The 15,145-nt window shown below is 67.8% G+C and carries 14 protein-coding genes; 1 reads left to right on the top strand and 13 read right to left on the bottom strand.

The window, feature by feature from the left end:
* Positions 1–3 precede the first annotated feature (3 nt).
* The 5 genes from AP428_RS04385 to AP428_RS04365 form a co-directional block, all read right to left on the bottom strand.
* Complete coding sequence (locus AP428_RS04385) at positions 4–1,365, bottom strand: FecR domain-containing protein (RefSeq protein WP_054927652.1); 1,362 nt, start codon at positions 1,363–1,365, stop codon at positions 4–6.
* Entirely contained in the window at positions 1,362–2,066 is a 705-nt protein-coding gene (locus AP428_RS04380) for a response regulator transcription factor (RefSeq protein WP_006490421.1), read from the bottom strand. The genes AP428_RS04385 and AP428_RS04380 overlap by 4 nt, the downstream gene beginning before the upstream one ends.
* 267 nt (positions 2,067–2,333) lie before the next feature.
* Positions 2,334–2,768, bottom strand: coding sequence for a hypothetical protein (locus AP428_RS04375; RefSeq protein ID WP_027807871.1), 435 nt, complete (start codon positions 2,766–2,768; stop codon positions 2,334–2,336).
* A 271-nt stretch (positions 2,769–3,039) separates the two neighbouring features.
* The gene (locus tag AP428_RS04370; protein WP_006402122.1) at positions 3,040–3,267 is read right to left on the bottom strand and encodes a sulfurtransferase TusA family protein; all 228 of its coding nucleotides are present in this window, start codon (positions 3,265–3,267) and stop codon (positions 3,040–3,042) included.
* Positions 3,268–3,390: 123 nt separating this feature from the next.
* The gene (locus AP428_RS04365) at positions 3,391–4,326 is read right to left on the bottom strand and encodes a LysR family transcriptional regulator (protein WP_011545214.1); all 936 of its coding nucleotides are present in this window, start codon (positions 4,324–4,326) and stop codon (positions 3,391–3,393) included.
* 109 nt (positions 4,327–4,435) lie between these two features.
* Here AP428_RS04365 and AP428_RS04360 point away from each other — a divergent pair, with 109 nt between their 5' ends.
* Entirely contained in the window at positions 4,436–5,956 is a 1,521-nt protein-coding gene (locus AP428_RS04360) for a CoA-acylating methylmalonate-semialdehyde dehydrogenase (RefSeq protein ID WP_054927651.1), read from the top strand.
* A 57-nt stretch (positions 5,957–6,013) separates the two neighbouring features.
* Here AP428_RS04360 and AP428_RS04355 read toward each other — a convergent pair whose 3' ends face one another.
* The 8 genes from AP428_RS04355 to AP428_RS04320 all read right to left on the bottom strand — a co-directional run bounded on the left by AP428_RS04355 (position 6,014) and on the right by AP428_RS04320 (position 14,993).
* Positions 6,014–6,898, bottom strand: a complete 885-nt coding sequence (locus AP428_RS04355; RefSeq protein ID WP_027807874.1) for a MurR/RpiR family transcriptional regulator — start codon at positions 6,896–6,898, stop codon at positions 6,014–6,016.
* 271 nt (positions 6,899–7,169) lie between these two features.
* Positions 7,170–8,342, bottom strand: coding sequence for a Gfo/Idh/MocA family protein (locus tag AP428_RS04350; RefSeq protein WP_054927650.1), 1,173 nt, complete (start codon positions 8,340–8,342; stop codon positions 7,170–7,172).
* A 32-nt stretch (positions 8,343–8,374) separates the two neighbouring features.
* Complete coding sequence (locus tag AP428_RS04345; protein WP_054927649.1) at positions 8,375–9,301, bottom strand: TIM barrel protein; 927 nt, start codon at positions 9,299–9,301, stop codon at positions 8,375–8,377.
* A gap of 29 nt (positions 9,302–9,330) precedes the next feature.
* Positions 9,331–10,344: a Gfo/Idh/MocA family protein gene (locus tag AP428_RS04340; protein WP_054927648.1), complete on the bottom strand. Its 1,014-nt coding sequence runs from the start codon at positions 10,342–10,344 to the stop codon at positions 9,331–9,333.
* A gap of 70 nt (positions 10,345–10,414) precedes the next feature.
* Positions 10,415–11,326 carry a sugar phosphate isomerase/epimerase family protein gene (locus AP428_RS04335; protein ID WP_053523979.1) on the bottom strand — a complete coding sequence of 304 codons (912 nt, stop codon included), beginning with the start codon at positions 11,324–11,326 and terminating at the stop codon, positions 10,415–10,417.
* 44 nt (positions 11,327–11,370) lie between these two features.
* Positions 11,371–12,396, bottom strand: a complete 1,026-nt coding sequence (locus AP428_RS04330) for an ABC transporter permease (protein WP_054927647.1) — start codon at positions 12,394–12,396, stop codon at positions 11,371–11,373.
* Positions 12,397–12,423: 27 nt separating this feature from the next.
* Complete coding sequence (locus tag AP428_RS04325) at positions 12,424–13,998, bottom strand: sugar ABC transporter ATP-binding protein (RefSeq protein WP_054927646.1); 1,575 nt, start codon at positions 13,996–13,998, stop codon at positions 12,424–12,426.
* 68 nt (positions 13,999–14,066) lie between these two features.
* Positions 14,067–14,993: a sugar ABC transporter substrate-binding protein gene (locus AP428_RS04320; RefSeq protein WP_011545206.1), complete on the bottom strand. Its 927-nt coding sequence runs from the start codon at positions 14,991–14,993 to the stop codon at positions 14,067–14,069.
* Positions 14,994–15,145: the final 152 nt, after the last annotated feature.

The raw sequence follows: 15,145 nt of genomic DNA, 5'->3' as shown, positions 1-15,145 counted from the left end.
GGATCAGCGCGACAACGTGAACGCGCTGACCGGACTGGTCTTCTCGTAGAACTTGCCGCCTTCGAATTCCTCGACGGTCACGGCCCAGAAATAGTCGCCCGGCGGCAGGTGCGCGACGGTGATCTGGCGCGCGTGCAGGCCGACCTGGTCGACGACCGGCGCGCTCAGGTCCTTCGAGCGCGACAGCACGAACCGGTAACGCGCATTCTTGCCCGAGCCGTTCGGCGACCAGCGGAACTCGTAACCGCCCGCGCCCTGCGACGCGCTCGCGTCGAGCCCCATCACGCGGCGTTCGAACGCATAGGTCCGCGGCAGCCCCTCGAGGCCGTTCGCATCGATCGCGGCGATCCGCACGAAGTAGTTGCCGTTCGGCACGTCGCGGAACACCGCGCGCGGCGAATCGGTGCGCGTTTCGCGGAACAGGTCGAGCAGCCCCGCATCGTGCGCGAGCTGCACGCGATACGCATGCGCCTGCGCGAGCGGCGTGACGTCGAATGCGACGTCGGGCTCGTCCTGCACCTTGTCGGGATGCGCGAGCGCGGGGGCGCCCAGCAGCTGGACGGGCGCGCCGACCGCGCCGGACGACGTCGCGACGCTGCCGAAATTCGCATGCACGAGCGTCGCGTCGGCCGACTGCCGGCCGCCCGCGACGCCGACGGTGCCGTCGAGCACTTCGACACGCGTCGTCGCAGTGCCGGCCGCGTCGTAGTTCACGCGAAAGCGCGTGCCACGCACGCCGGCCACGACCGACGGCGAGCGGATCTGGAAGCGGTCGTCGCGTTTCTTCAGGTGGGTGACTTCGCTGTCGACCGAGCCGCGCGTGAGTTCGAACTCGCGATCGAGCGTGCCGGTCAGCACCGTGCGGCGCAGCGATTTCAGGTCGAGCTGGCTGTCGGGCGGCAGGCTCATGTGCGTGCCGTCGGCCAGCTCGATCGTCACGAAGCCGTTCGGGCCGGTGCGCACGCGATCGCCTTCGGCGAGCGTCGCATCGTTCGCGAGCGGCGCGAAAGCCGCGTCGGACGCGCGCTCGGCCGTGCCCTGCACCGCGATCACGCGCGCGGTGAGCTTTTCCTTGCGCAGGCGCGCGACCGGCAGCTTCAGCGCGATGCCGGGCTGCAGGCGCTTCGGCGCCGGCACGCCGTTGATCTGCTGGAGCAGTTGCCAGTCGTCCGCGCCCTGCAGGTAGCGCGCGGCGACGTCGTACAACGTGTCGCCGGCCTGCGTGCGATAGACGACCGTCTTGCCCGCGGCGGCGGGCGGCTGCGCCGCGGCCTGCTGCGCGGCGAACGCCAACGCGACCGCGCAGGCCGCGCGCAGCGCCGCCGTGCGCAGGTTCGCCGTGCGCTGCGTGATTCGCGTCGTCACTCCGGTTCCCCCTGGCCGACCCGTTCGAGCCGGTAGCCGTACCCGTAGATCGGCGCGAGACGGTAGCCGTTCTCGGGCCGCAGGCCGAGCTTGGTGCGCAGCATCGAAATGTGCGTATCCATCGTGCGCGACGGAATGTCGGTCGCCTGCTTCCACACGAGGTCGAGAATGTGCGCGCGCGACAGCGGCCGGTCCAGATGCTGGAACAGCAGCAGCGCGAGCTCGAATTCCTTTTGCGTGAGGCTCACGGCCTTGTCGCCGACGTACGCCTGCTTCAGGTTCACGTCGAAACGGAACTGATCGAATTCGCGGACGGTCGCCTCGGCGTTGACCGGATAGGCGCGGCGCAGCAGCGAACCGATGCGCGCGCGCAGGATCGGGCCCGACACCGGCTTGACCACGTAATCGTCGGCGCCGGCATTGAGGATCTGCGTGATCCCCGCCTCGTCGTCGCGGCTCGTCATGAAGATGATCGGCAGGCTGTGCTCGGTCTGGTTGGCGCGCACCCACTTGAGCACTTCCTCGCCGGACATGTCGGGCACGTTCCAGTCGAGCACCAGCAGATCGAACGTCTCGCGCTGCAGGCGCTTCTTCAGGGCCTTGCCTTCCTTGAACGCATAGCACGTATGGCCAACGGCCGTCAGCGTTTGACTGACGAAATCCGTCTGGGCCGGATCGTCATCCAGTACAGCAATTCTCATAGCACCCCGCAAATCGAAGTCGGTTCGTCCATTCGGCTCCCGCGCCTGCCCCGGGCCGCGCAGCGTGCGCGCGGCGCCGGATACCGGCCGGCAAGCCGTCGTTCGCCGCTCGCGCCACCTGCGCAAACCGGCGAGCCCGGCTAAATATCTCAAAAACGGGGCACGGACGAACCGGCGATTTCATCATAGTAGTATGAAATTCGCCAAGAAATTGCGCGGACTATCGCCCTTTCTTCGAATAATCCTTTCTGTTGCGCAACCGGACGCCTAATCGGCGCCCGCGATGCCGGCCACCGGCTCGGCAAAATCGTCGGTCGGCATGCGTGGCGACGGCGGCTCCGACAGTGGCGGTTGCGCCAGCATCCGCTGCAGCTGGTCGCGCACGCGCTCCCACGCATTGGCCGCGTAGTCGGGCTGGCCCGCCGCCCATGCCTGCGCCAGATCGAACACGCGTTCGATCGTTGCGCCACAGTAGGTCGGGCCCGAGCCGTCGTCCCGCGCGGCGTCGCGCAGCCGTTCGTCGAGCCACTCGGCCAGCCACGGCATCTCGGCCGCGGCCGAATCCGCATATGCCTCCAGCGCGGCACGCGCGTGGCGGTCCTGCTGCGGATCGAGCTCGATCCGGCTCAATTCCGAGGTGCGCACGGGCGCGATGCTTTCCGCTCCGGACGGACTTCGAAGGGTCCCTGGTCTGAAGGACATGTCCTCTCCCCGTTGTACGACGGTAGCGTCAGGCATGGCCCCCGAGCCCGCCGTGCGACGTACCGTGGCCGGCGCCTCCGCTGGGAGCGGACGACCGGCCGGGTCAGTATACGCAGCCGGTCACGCAATGAGGTTTAAGAATTGTCAGAGAGGGACGCCCGGTTAGGGACGCCCGGCCAACGGGCGACCGGCTTGGGGCGGTCGGCCAGGCGCGACTGCCGAGGCGCGGCCGGCCGGGAGCCCGGCACCGCGGAACGTGCGATGCGTGCCTTCAGCGGCGACGCATCAGGAACACGAAGGTCTTGTCCTGCGTCGTCGATTCGACGATCTCGTTGCCCGTCTGCTTCGCGAACGCGGCGAAATCGCGCTGCGAGCCCGGATCGGTCGCGAGCACCTTGAGGATCTGCCCGCTCTCCATATCGGCAAGCGCTTTCTTGGCACGCAGGATCGGCAACGGGCAATTGAGCCCGCGCGCGTCCACTTCCTTGTGAATCTGCATCGGCTGTCGACCTTCGAATGACGCGCCACACACGGCGCGGGAGGAAGCCGCGATTTTACCGCAGCGCCGCCGCGCCTGCCCGGCCACCCGCGGCCCCGCGCCCGCCGGCAGCCGGCAGCCGACTCACGCGCCGGAGAAGCCGCCCGCGAGCCGCTCGCGCAAGTGGCGCACCAGCGCGCGCACCGCGCTCGGCACGACCGGGCTGTACGGACGAATCGCGAAAATGTGATCGCCGAACGCGCCCGACGGCCGCCAGCCGTCGAGCAGCGCGACGAGCCGGCCGGCGTCGAGATCGCGCCGCGCGCTGAAATCGGGCAGCAGCGCGATGCCGAGCCCGCCGAGCGCGGCCTCGCGCATCGCCTCGCTGTTGTTCGCCGCGAAACTGCCGCGCACCGGCACGCTCACGCGCTGGCGCCGGCGGCCGTCCGGCTCGAAGCTCCATGCCGCCGGCTCGTTGTCGCGCAGGTAGCACAGGCAGCTGTGATCGACGAGTTCGCTCGGATGGCGCGGCGCGCCGCGCGCGTCGAGATAGTCGCGGCTCGCGACCAGCAGCGAACGCGTGTCGCACAGCTTCCACGCGACGTGGGTCTGCGGCGCGGTGGTCGTATGGCGGATCGCGAGGTCGAAGCCCTCCTGCGTCAGCGAATGCAGGCGGTCCGACAGGTCGAGCTCGATCTGCACGCCCGGATGCTGGCGCAGGAAATCGGGCAGGTGCGGCACGACCTGCTGGCGCCCGAGCGCGACCGGCACCGTGACGCGCAGCAGCCCGCGCGGCTCGCCGGCGAGATCCTTCACCCGCGCGAAATGCTGGCCGATCGACTCGAACGCGTCGCGCGTGCTGTCGACCAGCGTCTGGCCCGCGTCGGTGAGCCGCACGCTGCGCGTGGTGCGGCGCACGAGCGGCACGCCGGCCGCCTTTTCGAGATCGGCGATGCGCTGGCTCATCGCGGCCTTGCTGATGCCGAGCCGCTGCGCGGCAGCCGTGAAACTGCCCGCGGCGGCCAGCACCGTCAGCGAATGGATATGCGGCCAGAGCGCCTGGACATTTTGCTGATTCATCCACTGATTATTCAGAATTCTGAACAGTGAATCAAGTTTCGCGGCCTTCTCCCGCCCTGCCGGTTTCCCTAGACTAGGCGTTGTTGCCCCTCATCCCCAGGAGACACGCATGACCATGGTTCCCGCCTATACGTCCGACGCCGACGTCGGCCATTACCTCGACGGCGCGCCCGTCGCCGGCCGCAGCGGCCGCTTCCAGGACGTCTTCAATCCGGCGCTCGGTCGCGCGGTGCGGCGCGTCGCGCTGGCCGGCAATGACGAAGTCGAACGGGCCGTCGCGTCGGCCCACGCGGCGTTCCCGGCCTGGGCCGACACGCCGCCGATCCGCCGCGCGCGTGTGCTGCACCGCTTCCTGCAGCTGATGAACGAGCACCGCGACACGCTGGCGGCGATCATCACGGCCGAGCACGGCAAGGTGTTCTCGGATGCACAGGGCGAAGTCGCGCGCGGCATCGACATCATCGAATTCGCGTGCGGCGTGCCGCAACTGCTGAAGGGCGACTTCACCGACCAGGTCAGCACCGGCATCGACAACTGGACGATGCGCCAGCCGCTCGGCGTCGTCGCGGGCATCACGCCGTTCAACTTCCCGTGCATGGTGCCGTGCTGGATGTTCCCGGTCGCGCTCGCGACGGGCAACACGTTCGTGCTGAAGCCGAGCGAGCGCGACCCGTCGGCCGCGCTGTTCATCGCCGACCTGCTCACGCAGGCCGGCCTGCCCGCCGGCGTGTTCAACGTCGTGCAGGGCGGCAAGGGCGCGGTCGATGCCCTCCTCGATCACCCGGACGTGCAGGCCGTCAGCTTCGTCGGCTCGACGCCGATCGCGGCCTACGTGCAGCAGCGCGCGGTGCAGTCGGGCAAGCGCGTGCAGGCGCTCGGCGGCGCGAAGAACCACCTCGTCGTGATGCCCGACGCGAACATCGACCAGGCGGTCGATGCGCTGATCGGCGCCGCGTACGGCTCGGCCGGCGAGCGCTGCATGGCGATCAGCATCGCGGTGCTGGTGGGCGACGTGGCCGACAGGATCGTGCCGGCCGTGGCCGAACGCGCGCGCAAGCTGGTGATCGGCGACGGGATGTCGCCGGAAGTCGAGATGGGGCCGATCGTCACCGGCGAAGCGCTCAAGCGCATCGAAGGCTATATCGAGCAAGGCGTGAACGAAGGCGCGCAACTGGTGGTCGACGGCCGCGGGCTGCGCGTGCCGGGCCGCGAGGCCGGCTTCTTCACGGGCGGCACGCTGTTCGACCACGTGAGCCCCGACATGCGGATCTACAAGGAAGAGATCTTCGGGCCGGTGCTCGGCTGCGTGCGCGTGAAGGATTTCGGCGAGGCGGTCGACCTGATCAACGCGCACGAGTTCGGCAACGGCGTGTCGTGCTTCACGAGCGATGGCGGGATCGCGCGCGAATTCGCGCGGCGCATCCAGGTCGGCATGGTCGGCATCAACGTGCCGATTCCGGTGCCGATGGCGTGGCACGGCTTCGGCGGCTGGAAGAAGAGCCTGTTCGGCGACATGCACGCGTACGGCGAGGAAGGCGTGCGCTTCTACACGCGCCAGAAGTCGGTGATGCAGCGCTGGTCGTCGAGCATCGGCAAGGGCGCCGAGTTCGCGATGCCGACCGCGAAGTAAGCCGCCCGGTGCGCTCTCCGCCGATCCGTTCGGCGGGCGGCGCACCGGCAGTCGGGATCAACCGGCCTTCGTGCCGTGCGCGCCGTCGGCGGTCGGCAGGTACGACAGCTCCAGCCGGTACGCGAGCGCGACGAACAGGCTCTGCGCAAGGCCCATCGTGGCCGTCAGCGCGCGAAAGCCGAACGTCGCGCTGTCCTGCACCATCAGCGTCACTTCCGCCTCCCGCGCGAGCGGGCTCATCCGGCTGTCGGTGATCGCGATCAAGCGTGCGCCGCGCTGCGCGGCCTGCTGCGCGACCTGCACGGTCTCGTCCGCATACGGCATGAACGAGATCGCGATCATCACGTCGCCCTTGCGCACCGAGCGGATCTGGCCGAGATGCATGCTGCCGAGCGCGTCGAACAGCCCGATGCGCTTGTCGGTGTGCTGCAGCGCATAGTCGAGATACACGGCGATCGGAAACGCACGCCGCGACCCGGCGATCCAGATCGCCTGCGTATCGGCGAGCAGGTCGACGGCCTGTGCAAGCGCCTGCGAGTCGAGCGTCTGCCGCAACTGCTGCATCCCGGCAATGCTGCCCTTGATGAATTCGTCGGCGATCTGTTCGGGCTGCAGGCTCGACGAGCCGGCCTCGATCACGTCGCGCAGCCGCAGGTTGTACGCGCGCCCCGGCGCGATCTGCTGCGCGAGCCCCTCGCGGAACAGCCGCTGCATCTCGGAGAAGCCGGAGAAGCCGAAGTGCTTCGCGAACCGCACGACGGCCGACGGCTGGACGCCGCAGGCTTCCGCGAGCGACTGGATGCCTTCCAGCCCAAGCTGGTCCCGATGCGTTTCCACGTGGCGCGCGATCACCTTCAGGCGATTGCTGAGGCCGTCGTACTCCTGCGTCAGGTGCTGCAGGAACGCCTCGACGGTGGCGGGAGGTTTCTCGGATGAGCTCATCGGATAGCGCGAAGTTGACGGCCCCGATGCGCGCGCGGCTGGCCGGCGCGGCCCGGGGCTCGACTGGATACATGCATGAAGGGCGAATTTAATCACGTTTGCGGCACGACCCGCGCCGCCGGCTCGCTCCCACGCGCTCGGTCATCACTTGCACACGCTCCACGGCAAGACTGGAAACGATTGTCCAACGCGCTCGCGGCGTCGTAAAGATCAGGGTGTGTACCAAGGCCGGCTGCCGCGGCGAAGCGTGGTGCAGCCGACCTGCCTCCGTTCAACGATAGTCGACCCACACGCTGCCCGCATCGGCCGAACGCACGCAATTCTCGACCCAGCGCACGCCCTCGACGCCCGCGTGAACGTCCGGAATACGGATGGCCTTCACCGCCGCGGCGTCGCCGCGATCGGCCGCATCCATCGCGAGTGCGAAGCGCGCGTACAGGTTCGACCATGCCTCGAACAGCCCTTCCGGATGCCCGGCGCCGATGCGGTCTTCGCGCGTGGCGTTCGGATGCAGGTACGGCATCCCGCGATCGAGCACCTGCGCGGGCTGCCCCTGGATTTCGTAGCGCAACTGGTTCGGGTGTTCATCCCACCATTCGACGCTCGCCTTCGAGCCGATCACGCGCACCTTCTGCCCGTGCATCGAACCGGCGTTCACCGCGCTCGACCACACGTAGCCGATCGCGCCGGTGTCGTACTCCATGATCGTGAACGCGTTGTCCTCGAGCGGCGCGCGGCTCTTCACGAAGCTCTGCCGTGAACACATCAGCCGGCGGATCTTCAGTTCCGGCGCCATCACCTCGGAGATGTACAGCGGATGCGTGCCGATGTCGCCGAGCACGTAGCTCGGGCCCGCGAACTTCGGATCGACGCGCCAGCGCGCGGCCGCGCTCGCGGCCTCGACGCCTTCGCTGTGAAAGCCGTGCGCGAACTGCATCTGCACGATGCGGATCTCGCCGAGGTCGCCGCGCGCGATCATCTCGCGCGCCTGCTCGATCATCTGGTGTCCGGAATAGCCGTACGCGACGCCGACGATCCGGTTTTTCTCGACCGACAGGCGCTGCAGCGCCTCGGCCTCCTCGGTCGTGAAGCACAGCGGCTTCTCGCAGACCACGTGCAGCCCGGCGTTCAGCGCGGCACGGCAGATCTCGAAGTGCGTGTTGTTCGGCGTCGCGATCGACACCGCGCGGATGCCGTCCGGACGACGCGTCTCGGCGTCGAACATCGTCGCGTAGTCGGCATAGCAGCGCTCGGCCGCGACGCCGAGCTTCACGCCGAACTGACGGCCGCGCTCGGGATCGATATCGAATGCGCCGGCGACCAGCTGGAAGCTGCCGTCGCGCAGCGCGGCCGACCGGTGGCTGTAGCCGATCTGGCTGCCGAGCCCGCCGCCGACCATGCCCCAGCGAATCGAATGGCCAAGCAGAATCTGTCCGTCAATCATGATGGTGGTGTTCCTGGTGCGTGTTCAGGGGATCATGCAAAACCGGCCGACGCGAGAAACGCGCGGCTCGCGGCGACGTCGCGCAGGCTCGTGCCGGCGTTACGCGGGTCGCGCTCCTGTTCGATCGTGATGTAGCCGGCGTAGCCGATGTCGTCGAGCGCGCGGCGGATCGCCGGGTAGTCGAGCACGCCGGTGCCGATCGGGCACATCACGCCGCGCGCGCAGGCCGCGAAAAACGCGATGTGCTCGCCCATCACCGCGTCGTACACGGCTGCGTCGATATCCTTGAAATGCACGTAGTCGAGCCGCGCCGCATGGCGGCGCAACCACGTTTCCGGGTCCATGCCCGAGTAATGCAGGTGGCCGGTGTCGAGACACAGGCCCGCCGTCTCGGCCGGAATGTCGGCGACGATCCGGTCGATCTCGTCCGCGAACTCGATATAGCCGCCCGCATGCGGATGGATCACCGCGCGCACGCCGAACTCGTCGCGCGCGATGGTGGCGATCTGCCGGATATGGTCGACCATCCGCGCCCAGCGCGCGTCGGACAGCCGCGGCGCGCGATCGCCGTGGCCGGCCGCGTAGTCGCGTTCCTCGTGGCCCCAGTCCATCACGACCAGGTACGGCGCCGCGTAGCGCTGGCCGTCCTGCGTCGGCAGCTTCGGCAACCGCGTGATCAGCGCGCAGATGTCGCGCGTCTGGCGCAGCAGGTTCGGCAGGTTCTCCGGCGACACGAGATCGTCGAAGATCGTACCGGCCGTGATGCTCAGGCGCTGGCGTTCCAGCTCGGCGCTCACCACGTCGAGATCGAGCGGGATGTAGCCGTACGGCCCGAGTTCGATGCCCGAGTAGCCGGCCTGCGCAGCCTCGGCAAGCACGTGCCGCCACGGCGGCAGGTGCGGGTTCTTCACGTCGTCGACGCCCCAGCAACACGGCGCGCAGCCAATCTTCATCGTCATGTCGGTCTCTCCGGCAGGTCAGCGACCGGTCAACCGCGATAGAACGCGGGACGCTCGGCCATCGCGATCGCCTCGACCGCGCCGCTCTGCTGGGCCCGCACGCACGCGTCGGCCGCGACCGCCGCCGCGTAGCCGTCCCACGCGGACGGCCCGGTCAGCGCGCCCTGCCGCACGCCGTCGATGAACGCCTGCAGCTCGACGTCGTACGACGCGATGAAGCGCTCCTTCCAGTCGGTCATGATCTCGACCGATTGCCGCGCCGCATGCTTGAGCCCGACGGCCGGCGGATCGGGCAGCTTCGCGATGCCCTGCTCGCCGACGACCTCGCACTGGATGTCGTAGCCGTACTGGCAGTTCACGAAGATCTCGACGTCGATGCGCACGCCGCTGGCGGTTTCGAGCAGCACGATCTGCGGATCGGCGAGATGCGCGGATGCATGGCGCGTCTTCTTCGGATAGACGACCTGCGCGCTCGCATAGTCCTCGCCGAGCAGCCAGCGCAGCACGTCGAGCTCGTGGATCAGCGTGTCGGTGATCGCCATGTCGGTCGTGTAGCGCTCGCCGACCGACTGGTTGCGGTGCGCGCAATGCAGCATCAGCGGCGCGCCGATCTGGCCGCTGTCGATCACGCGCTTGAGCGCGCGATAGCCTTCGTCGTACGGCCGCATGAAGCCGACCTGCACGAGCCGCTTGCCGTGCGCGACTTCGGCTTCGACGATCCGCATGCAGCCGTCGGCCGTGACGGCCAGCGGCTTCTCGCAGAACACCGGCTTGCCGTGCGCGATCGCGTCGAGCACGAACGCTTCGTGCGTCGGCCCCCACGACGTGACGAGCACGGCCTGCACGTCGGCGGCCGCGACCACTTCGTGGCCGTCGCCGTAGATCTCGGCGTCGAGCCCGTACTTCGTCACCGCGTCGCGCGCCTGCTGCGGATCGATGTCGTTGACGGCCACGACGCGCGCGCCGGACAGCGTGCAGGTCAGTCTGCGAATGTGGTCCTGGCCGATCGCGCCGCAGCCGATCACGCCGATTTGCAAGGTCATGCAGTTCTCTCCAGTCGTTCGTTCATCAGCGGCGCGGCCCGTGCCGCGCCGGTCAGCAATCGGTCATCAGTCAGCGCGCGGTGCGATCGAAATGGCGATCGACGTAGCGCTGGATCGCGTCGCGCATGTAGCGCGACGACGCTTCCGCGCGGTCTTCCCACGCGAACACGCACGACGACATCACGCCATCGAAGCCGGCGGCGCCGAGTGCGCGGAAAAACACGTCCCAGTCGATCTCGCCCTGCCCGATGTCGAGATGCTGGTGCACACGGATCTGGTTCGAGCCGGGCGGGTTCACGATGTAGCGCAGCTGGCTGCTCTTGCGGTGGTCGAACGTGTCGGCCACGCGCACGTGCGCGAGGATCGGCGCGGCCTGCGCGATCATCGCGGCCATGTCGTCGCCGTAGTAGAACGTGTGCGGCGCGATATATGACAGCTTCAACGACGGCGAATCGAGATTCGTGACGATGTCGATCGCCGGCTGCAGCTGCTCGATCCAGTCCTCCGGATGCGGCTCGACCGACAGCACGATACGTTCGCGCTCGAGGATCGGCAGCAGTTCATCCATCGAGCGGAACCACGCGGCCTCGCACAGCTCCTTCGGGTTCGCGCCCGGCCGCTCGCCGACCGAGCGCTCGGGCGACGCGCCGCGCCCGAACTCCGACACCATCAGCGGGCACTCCATCTCGACTGCCACCTCGATCGCCTTCTTCCAGCAGCGCACCGCCCATTGCCGCTCGTCGTCGAACGGGCTCGCCCAGCGGTACATCGGCTGCAGCGACGCGAGGCCCACGCCGCTCGCGCGCAGCGCCTGGCGGAACGCGGCCATGCGCTCGCGGGTCGCGCGCGGCATCACCCACCAGTCGAGAAAGTCGCTGCGCGGCGACAGCTCGATCTGGTCGTAGCCGAGCTCGGCCACCGCGTGCGGCAGGCGATCGAGCGGCAGGTGGCGAATCATGTAGGGGTCCAGTGCGATCTTCATCTTCTTCCTGGGCAGTTTCGTGGTTTCGACAGGGTTGGAGTCGATCAACGACGCGACTTCTTGTTGCGGTACTGATCGGCGATCACGGCCGCGACGATGATCGCGCCCTTCACCATCTCCTGGTAGTACGCGTCGATGCGGATGAACGTGAAGCCCGACGTCATCACGCCGAGGATCAGCACGCCGATCACGGTGCCCGTCACGCGGCCGAGGCCGCCCGACAGCGACGTGCCGCCGATCACGACGGCCGCGATCGCATCGAGCTCGTACATCACGCCCATGCCCGACTGGCCGGAGATCGCACGCGCGGCCGTCACGGTGCCGGCGATGCCGCTCAGGAGGCCCGCGATCGCGTAGACGAAGATCAGGTGCCGCGTGACGTTGATGCCCGACACGACGGCCGCATGGCGGTTCGCGCCGATCGCGTAGGTGTACTTGCCGAAGCGCGTGTAGCGCAGCACGATGTGGAAGATCGCGGCCACCACCAGGAAGATGATCACCGGATTCGCCCCTGCGCCGATCGCCGCGAACGGGTCGGTCAGCATCGACACCGGCATCCCGTTGGTGAACCACTTCGCGAAGCCGCGCGCGGCGACCATCGTGCCGAGTGTCGCGATGAACGGCGGGATGCCCGTCAGCGCGATCAGCGTGCCGTTCAGGAGGCCCACCAGCAGCCCGACGCATACGCCGGCCAGCACCGGCCAGATGACCGGCAGGTCGGTGAGGTGCGGAAACACCGCGCGCGGGAAGTCGGACACCTGCGCGAGGCTCGCCGACACGACGGCGGCCGCCGCGACGACCGAGCCCGACGACAGGTCGATCCCGCTGGTGATGATCACGAGGTTCACGCCGACCGCGATGATGCCGATCACGGCCATCTGCAGCACGATGATCTCGAGCCGCTCGGCATTGAACAGGAAGCTCTGGCCGACGACGATCCAGCCGACGACCTCGAAGAACAGGCTGATGCCGACCAGCACCAGGAAGATGCTCAGTTCGGGCGGCCACTTCGCATGCCGCGACTTGAGTGTCATGGTCTGCGCATCCGCGACCGGGTTCAGGTTGCCCATTTCAGTTGTCTCCAATCTTGTTGCGGCTCAGCGCGACGCGAGATCCATGATGCGGACCTGGTCGGCGTCCTTGCGATCGACGATGCCGGTCATGCGCCCTTCGTGCATCACCATCACGCGATCGCTCATCCCCAGCACTTCCGGCATTTCCGACGAGATCATCAGCACCGCGACGCCCTTGCCGGCCAGCGCGCTGACGAGCCGGTGAATCTCGGCCTTCGCGCCGACGTCGATGCCGCGCGTCGGTTCGTCGAGGATCAGGATGCGCGGCTGCGTGAGCAGCCACCGGCCGATCAGCACCTTCTGCTGGTTGCCGCCCGACAGGTTCTGGATTTCCTCGTGCAGCCCGGGCGACTTCACGCGCAGCATCCGGCTCATTTCCTCGCAGTCGCGCTTCAACTGCGCCTGCTGCACGAAGTTGAACTTCACGTAGCGGCGGCTCAGCACTGCCGCTTCCATGTTCGCGAGCAGGTCGAGATTCAGGAAGCAGCCGGAATCCTTGCGGTCCTCGGTGAGGAACGCCATCCCGTGCTTCATCGCCTGCGCGGGCGTCGCAATACGCACCGGCTTGCCGTCGATGCGGATCTCGCCCGAGGTGGCCGGCACGACGCCGAACAGCGCCTCCGCGACGTTCGAGCGCCCCGAGCCGACGAGGCCCGCAACGCCGAGGATCTCGCCCGCGCGCAGTTCGAAGCTCACGTCGCGGAACACGCCGTCGACGCAGAGATCCTTCACCGACAGCACGACGTCGCCGATCGGCACGTCTTCCTTCGGGAACATCTGCGTGATCTCGCGCCCGACCATCATGCGGATGATGTCGTCGCGCGTGACGTCGCTCGATGCATGCGTGCCGATGTACTTGCCGTCGCGAAACACCGAGAACTCGTCGGCGATCTCGAACAGCTCGTTCATCTTGTGGGTGATGTAGACGATGCCCTTGCCCTGCTCGCGCAGCTGGCGAATGATCCGGAACAGGTGCGTGACTTCCTTGTCGGTCAGCGCGGAGGTCGGCTCGTCCATGATCAGCACGTCCGAGTCGAACGACACGGCCTTCGCGATCTCGACCATCTGGCGGCTCGCGACGGTCAGCGTGCGCACGTCGGTTTCCGGATCGATGTCGATCGACAGCCGCTCGAACAGCGCGGCCGTGCGGCGGCGCAGCTCGGCGTGATCGATCAGGCCGAAGCGGTTCTTCGGTTCGCGGCGAATCCAGATGTTCTCCGCGACCGTCATGTACGGCATCAGGTTGAGTTCCTGATGGATCATCGCGATGCCGCGGTCGAGCGCATCGAGCGGGCCGTTCAGCACGACCGGTTCGCCGTTGATCAGGATTTCGCCCTGGTCGGGCGTGTAGACGCCCGCGATGATCTTCATCAGCGTGGACTTGCCGGCGCCGTTCTCGCCCATCAGCGCATGCACGGTGCCGCGGCGCACGCGGAACTGCACGCCGTCGAGCGCGACGACGCCGGGGAAGGACTTGCCGACGCCGCGCACCTCGAGCACGCAGTCGGCCATGGGCGCACCGGACGAACCGGGCGCGGCGGACGACGCGGCCGGCGCGCTTTCGCTGGCCATCGAGCGCGCGATCCTGGCTGTAAACATGGACGTTCCTCGAAAATCGCGCGCGAACCCGGCTGCGCCGGGCCCGCGCAGTTCAGCGGAAAAACCGGTCAGTGCTTCGCGTACTGGTTCATGTTCTCCGGCGTCACGAGTTCGAACGGCACGTTCACGTAGCGATCGACCGGCTGCTTCTTCGCGAGCTTGAGCGCCGCGGCCACCGCCTGCGCGCCCTGCCCGGTCGCGTTCTGGTAGACCGACACCTTCAGCTCGCCGGCCTTCATCGCGGCCAGCCCGTCCGGCGTCGCGTCGATACCGGCGACGACCGTCTTCGGCGTGAGCTTGCGCGCGGCCTTCAGCGCGTTGATCGCGCCGATCGCCATTTCGTCGTTGTTCGACACGATCGCGTCGAACTTGGTCCCGGAGCTCAGCCAGTTCATCGTGATGTCCTGGCCCTGCGTGCGGCTCCACTTGCCTTCGCGCTTGTCGACGATCTTCATGCCCGCGCATTCCTTCGTCGCGATCACGTCCTCGATGTCCTTGGTGCGGGCACGCGCCGATTCGTTGGACAGCTCGCCCATCAGCACCAGGAGGTCGCCCTTGCCGCCGAGCAGCTTGCACACCTGGCGCGCCTGCAGCGTGCCCGACTGCTTTTCGTCGGAGGCGACGACCGCGACGCCGGCCGGCAGCTTGTCGAAGTCGACCGGCTTGCGGTTCACGTAGATGAGCGGGATCTTCGCCGCGGTCACCATCTTCGTGATCTTCGGCGTCGCGTCGGTATCGACCGGATTCACGATGATCGCGTCGACCTTCTGCGCGATCATGTTCTGGACCTGGCTCAACTGCTTGCCGACGTCATTGCCGCCGTCCTCGATCTGCACCGTCGCGCCGTCCTTCTTCGCCGAATCGGCGATGCTGTTGCGCAGGATGGTCAGAAACGTGTCGTCGAACGATGCCATCGTCACGCCGATCTTCTCGGCATGCGCGAGCGGCGCAGCCAGGATCGCGGCGGCCGCGACGGCCATCAGCTTGGTCTTCATGATCAATCTGTCTCCTCATCTCCGGGGGCGGAAGACGGCGCGTTGCGCGCCGCCGGGCCGAGTCCGATCTGGTCCGATCGGGACTGAAGCATCCGGATGAAACTGTAGATCACTTCCTCGAAAATTTGGAAATTTATTTCTACGTGATTTCA

The organism is Burkholderia sp. E168m22, from assembly GCF_001319805.1.
Classification (GTDB): Bacteria; Pseudomonadota; Gammaproteobacteria; order Burkholderiales; family Burkholderiaceae; genus Burkholderia; species Burkholderia orbicola.
Note: the sequence above shows the minus strand (reverse complement) of the source record. Positions and strands in the feature narration are given on the sequence as shown.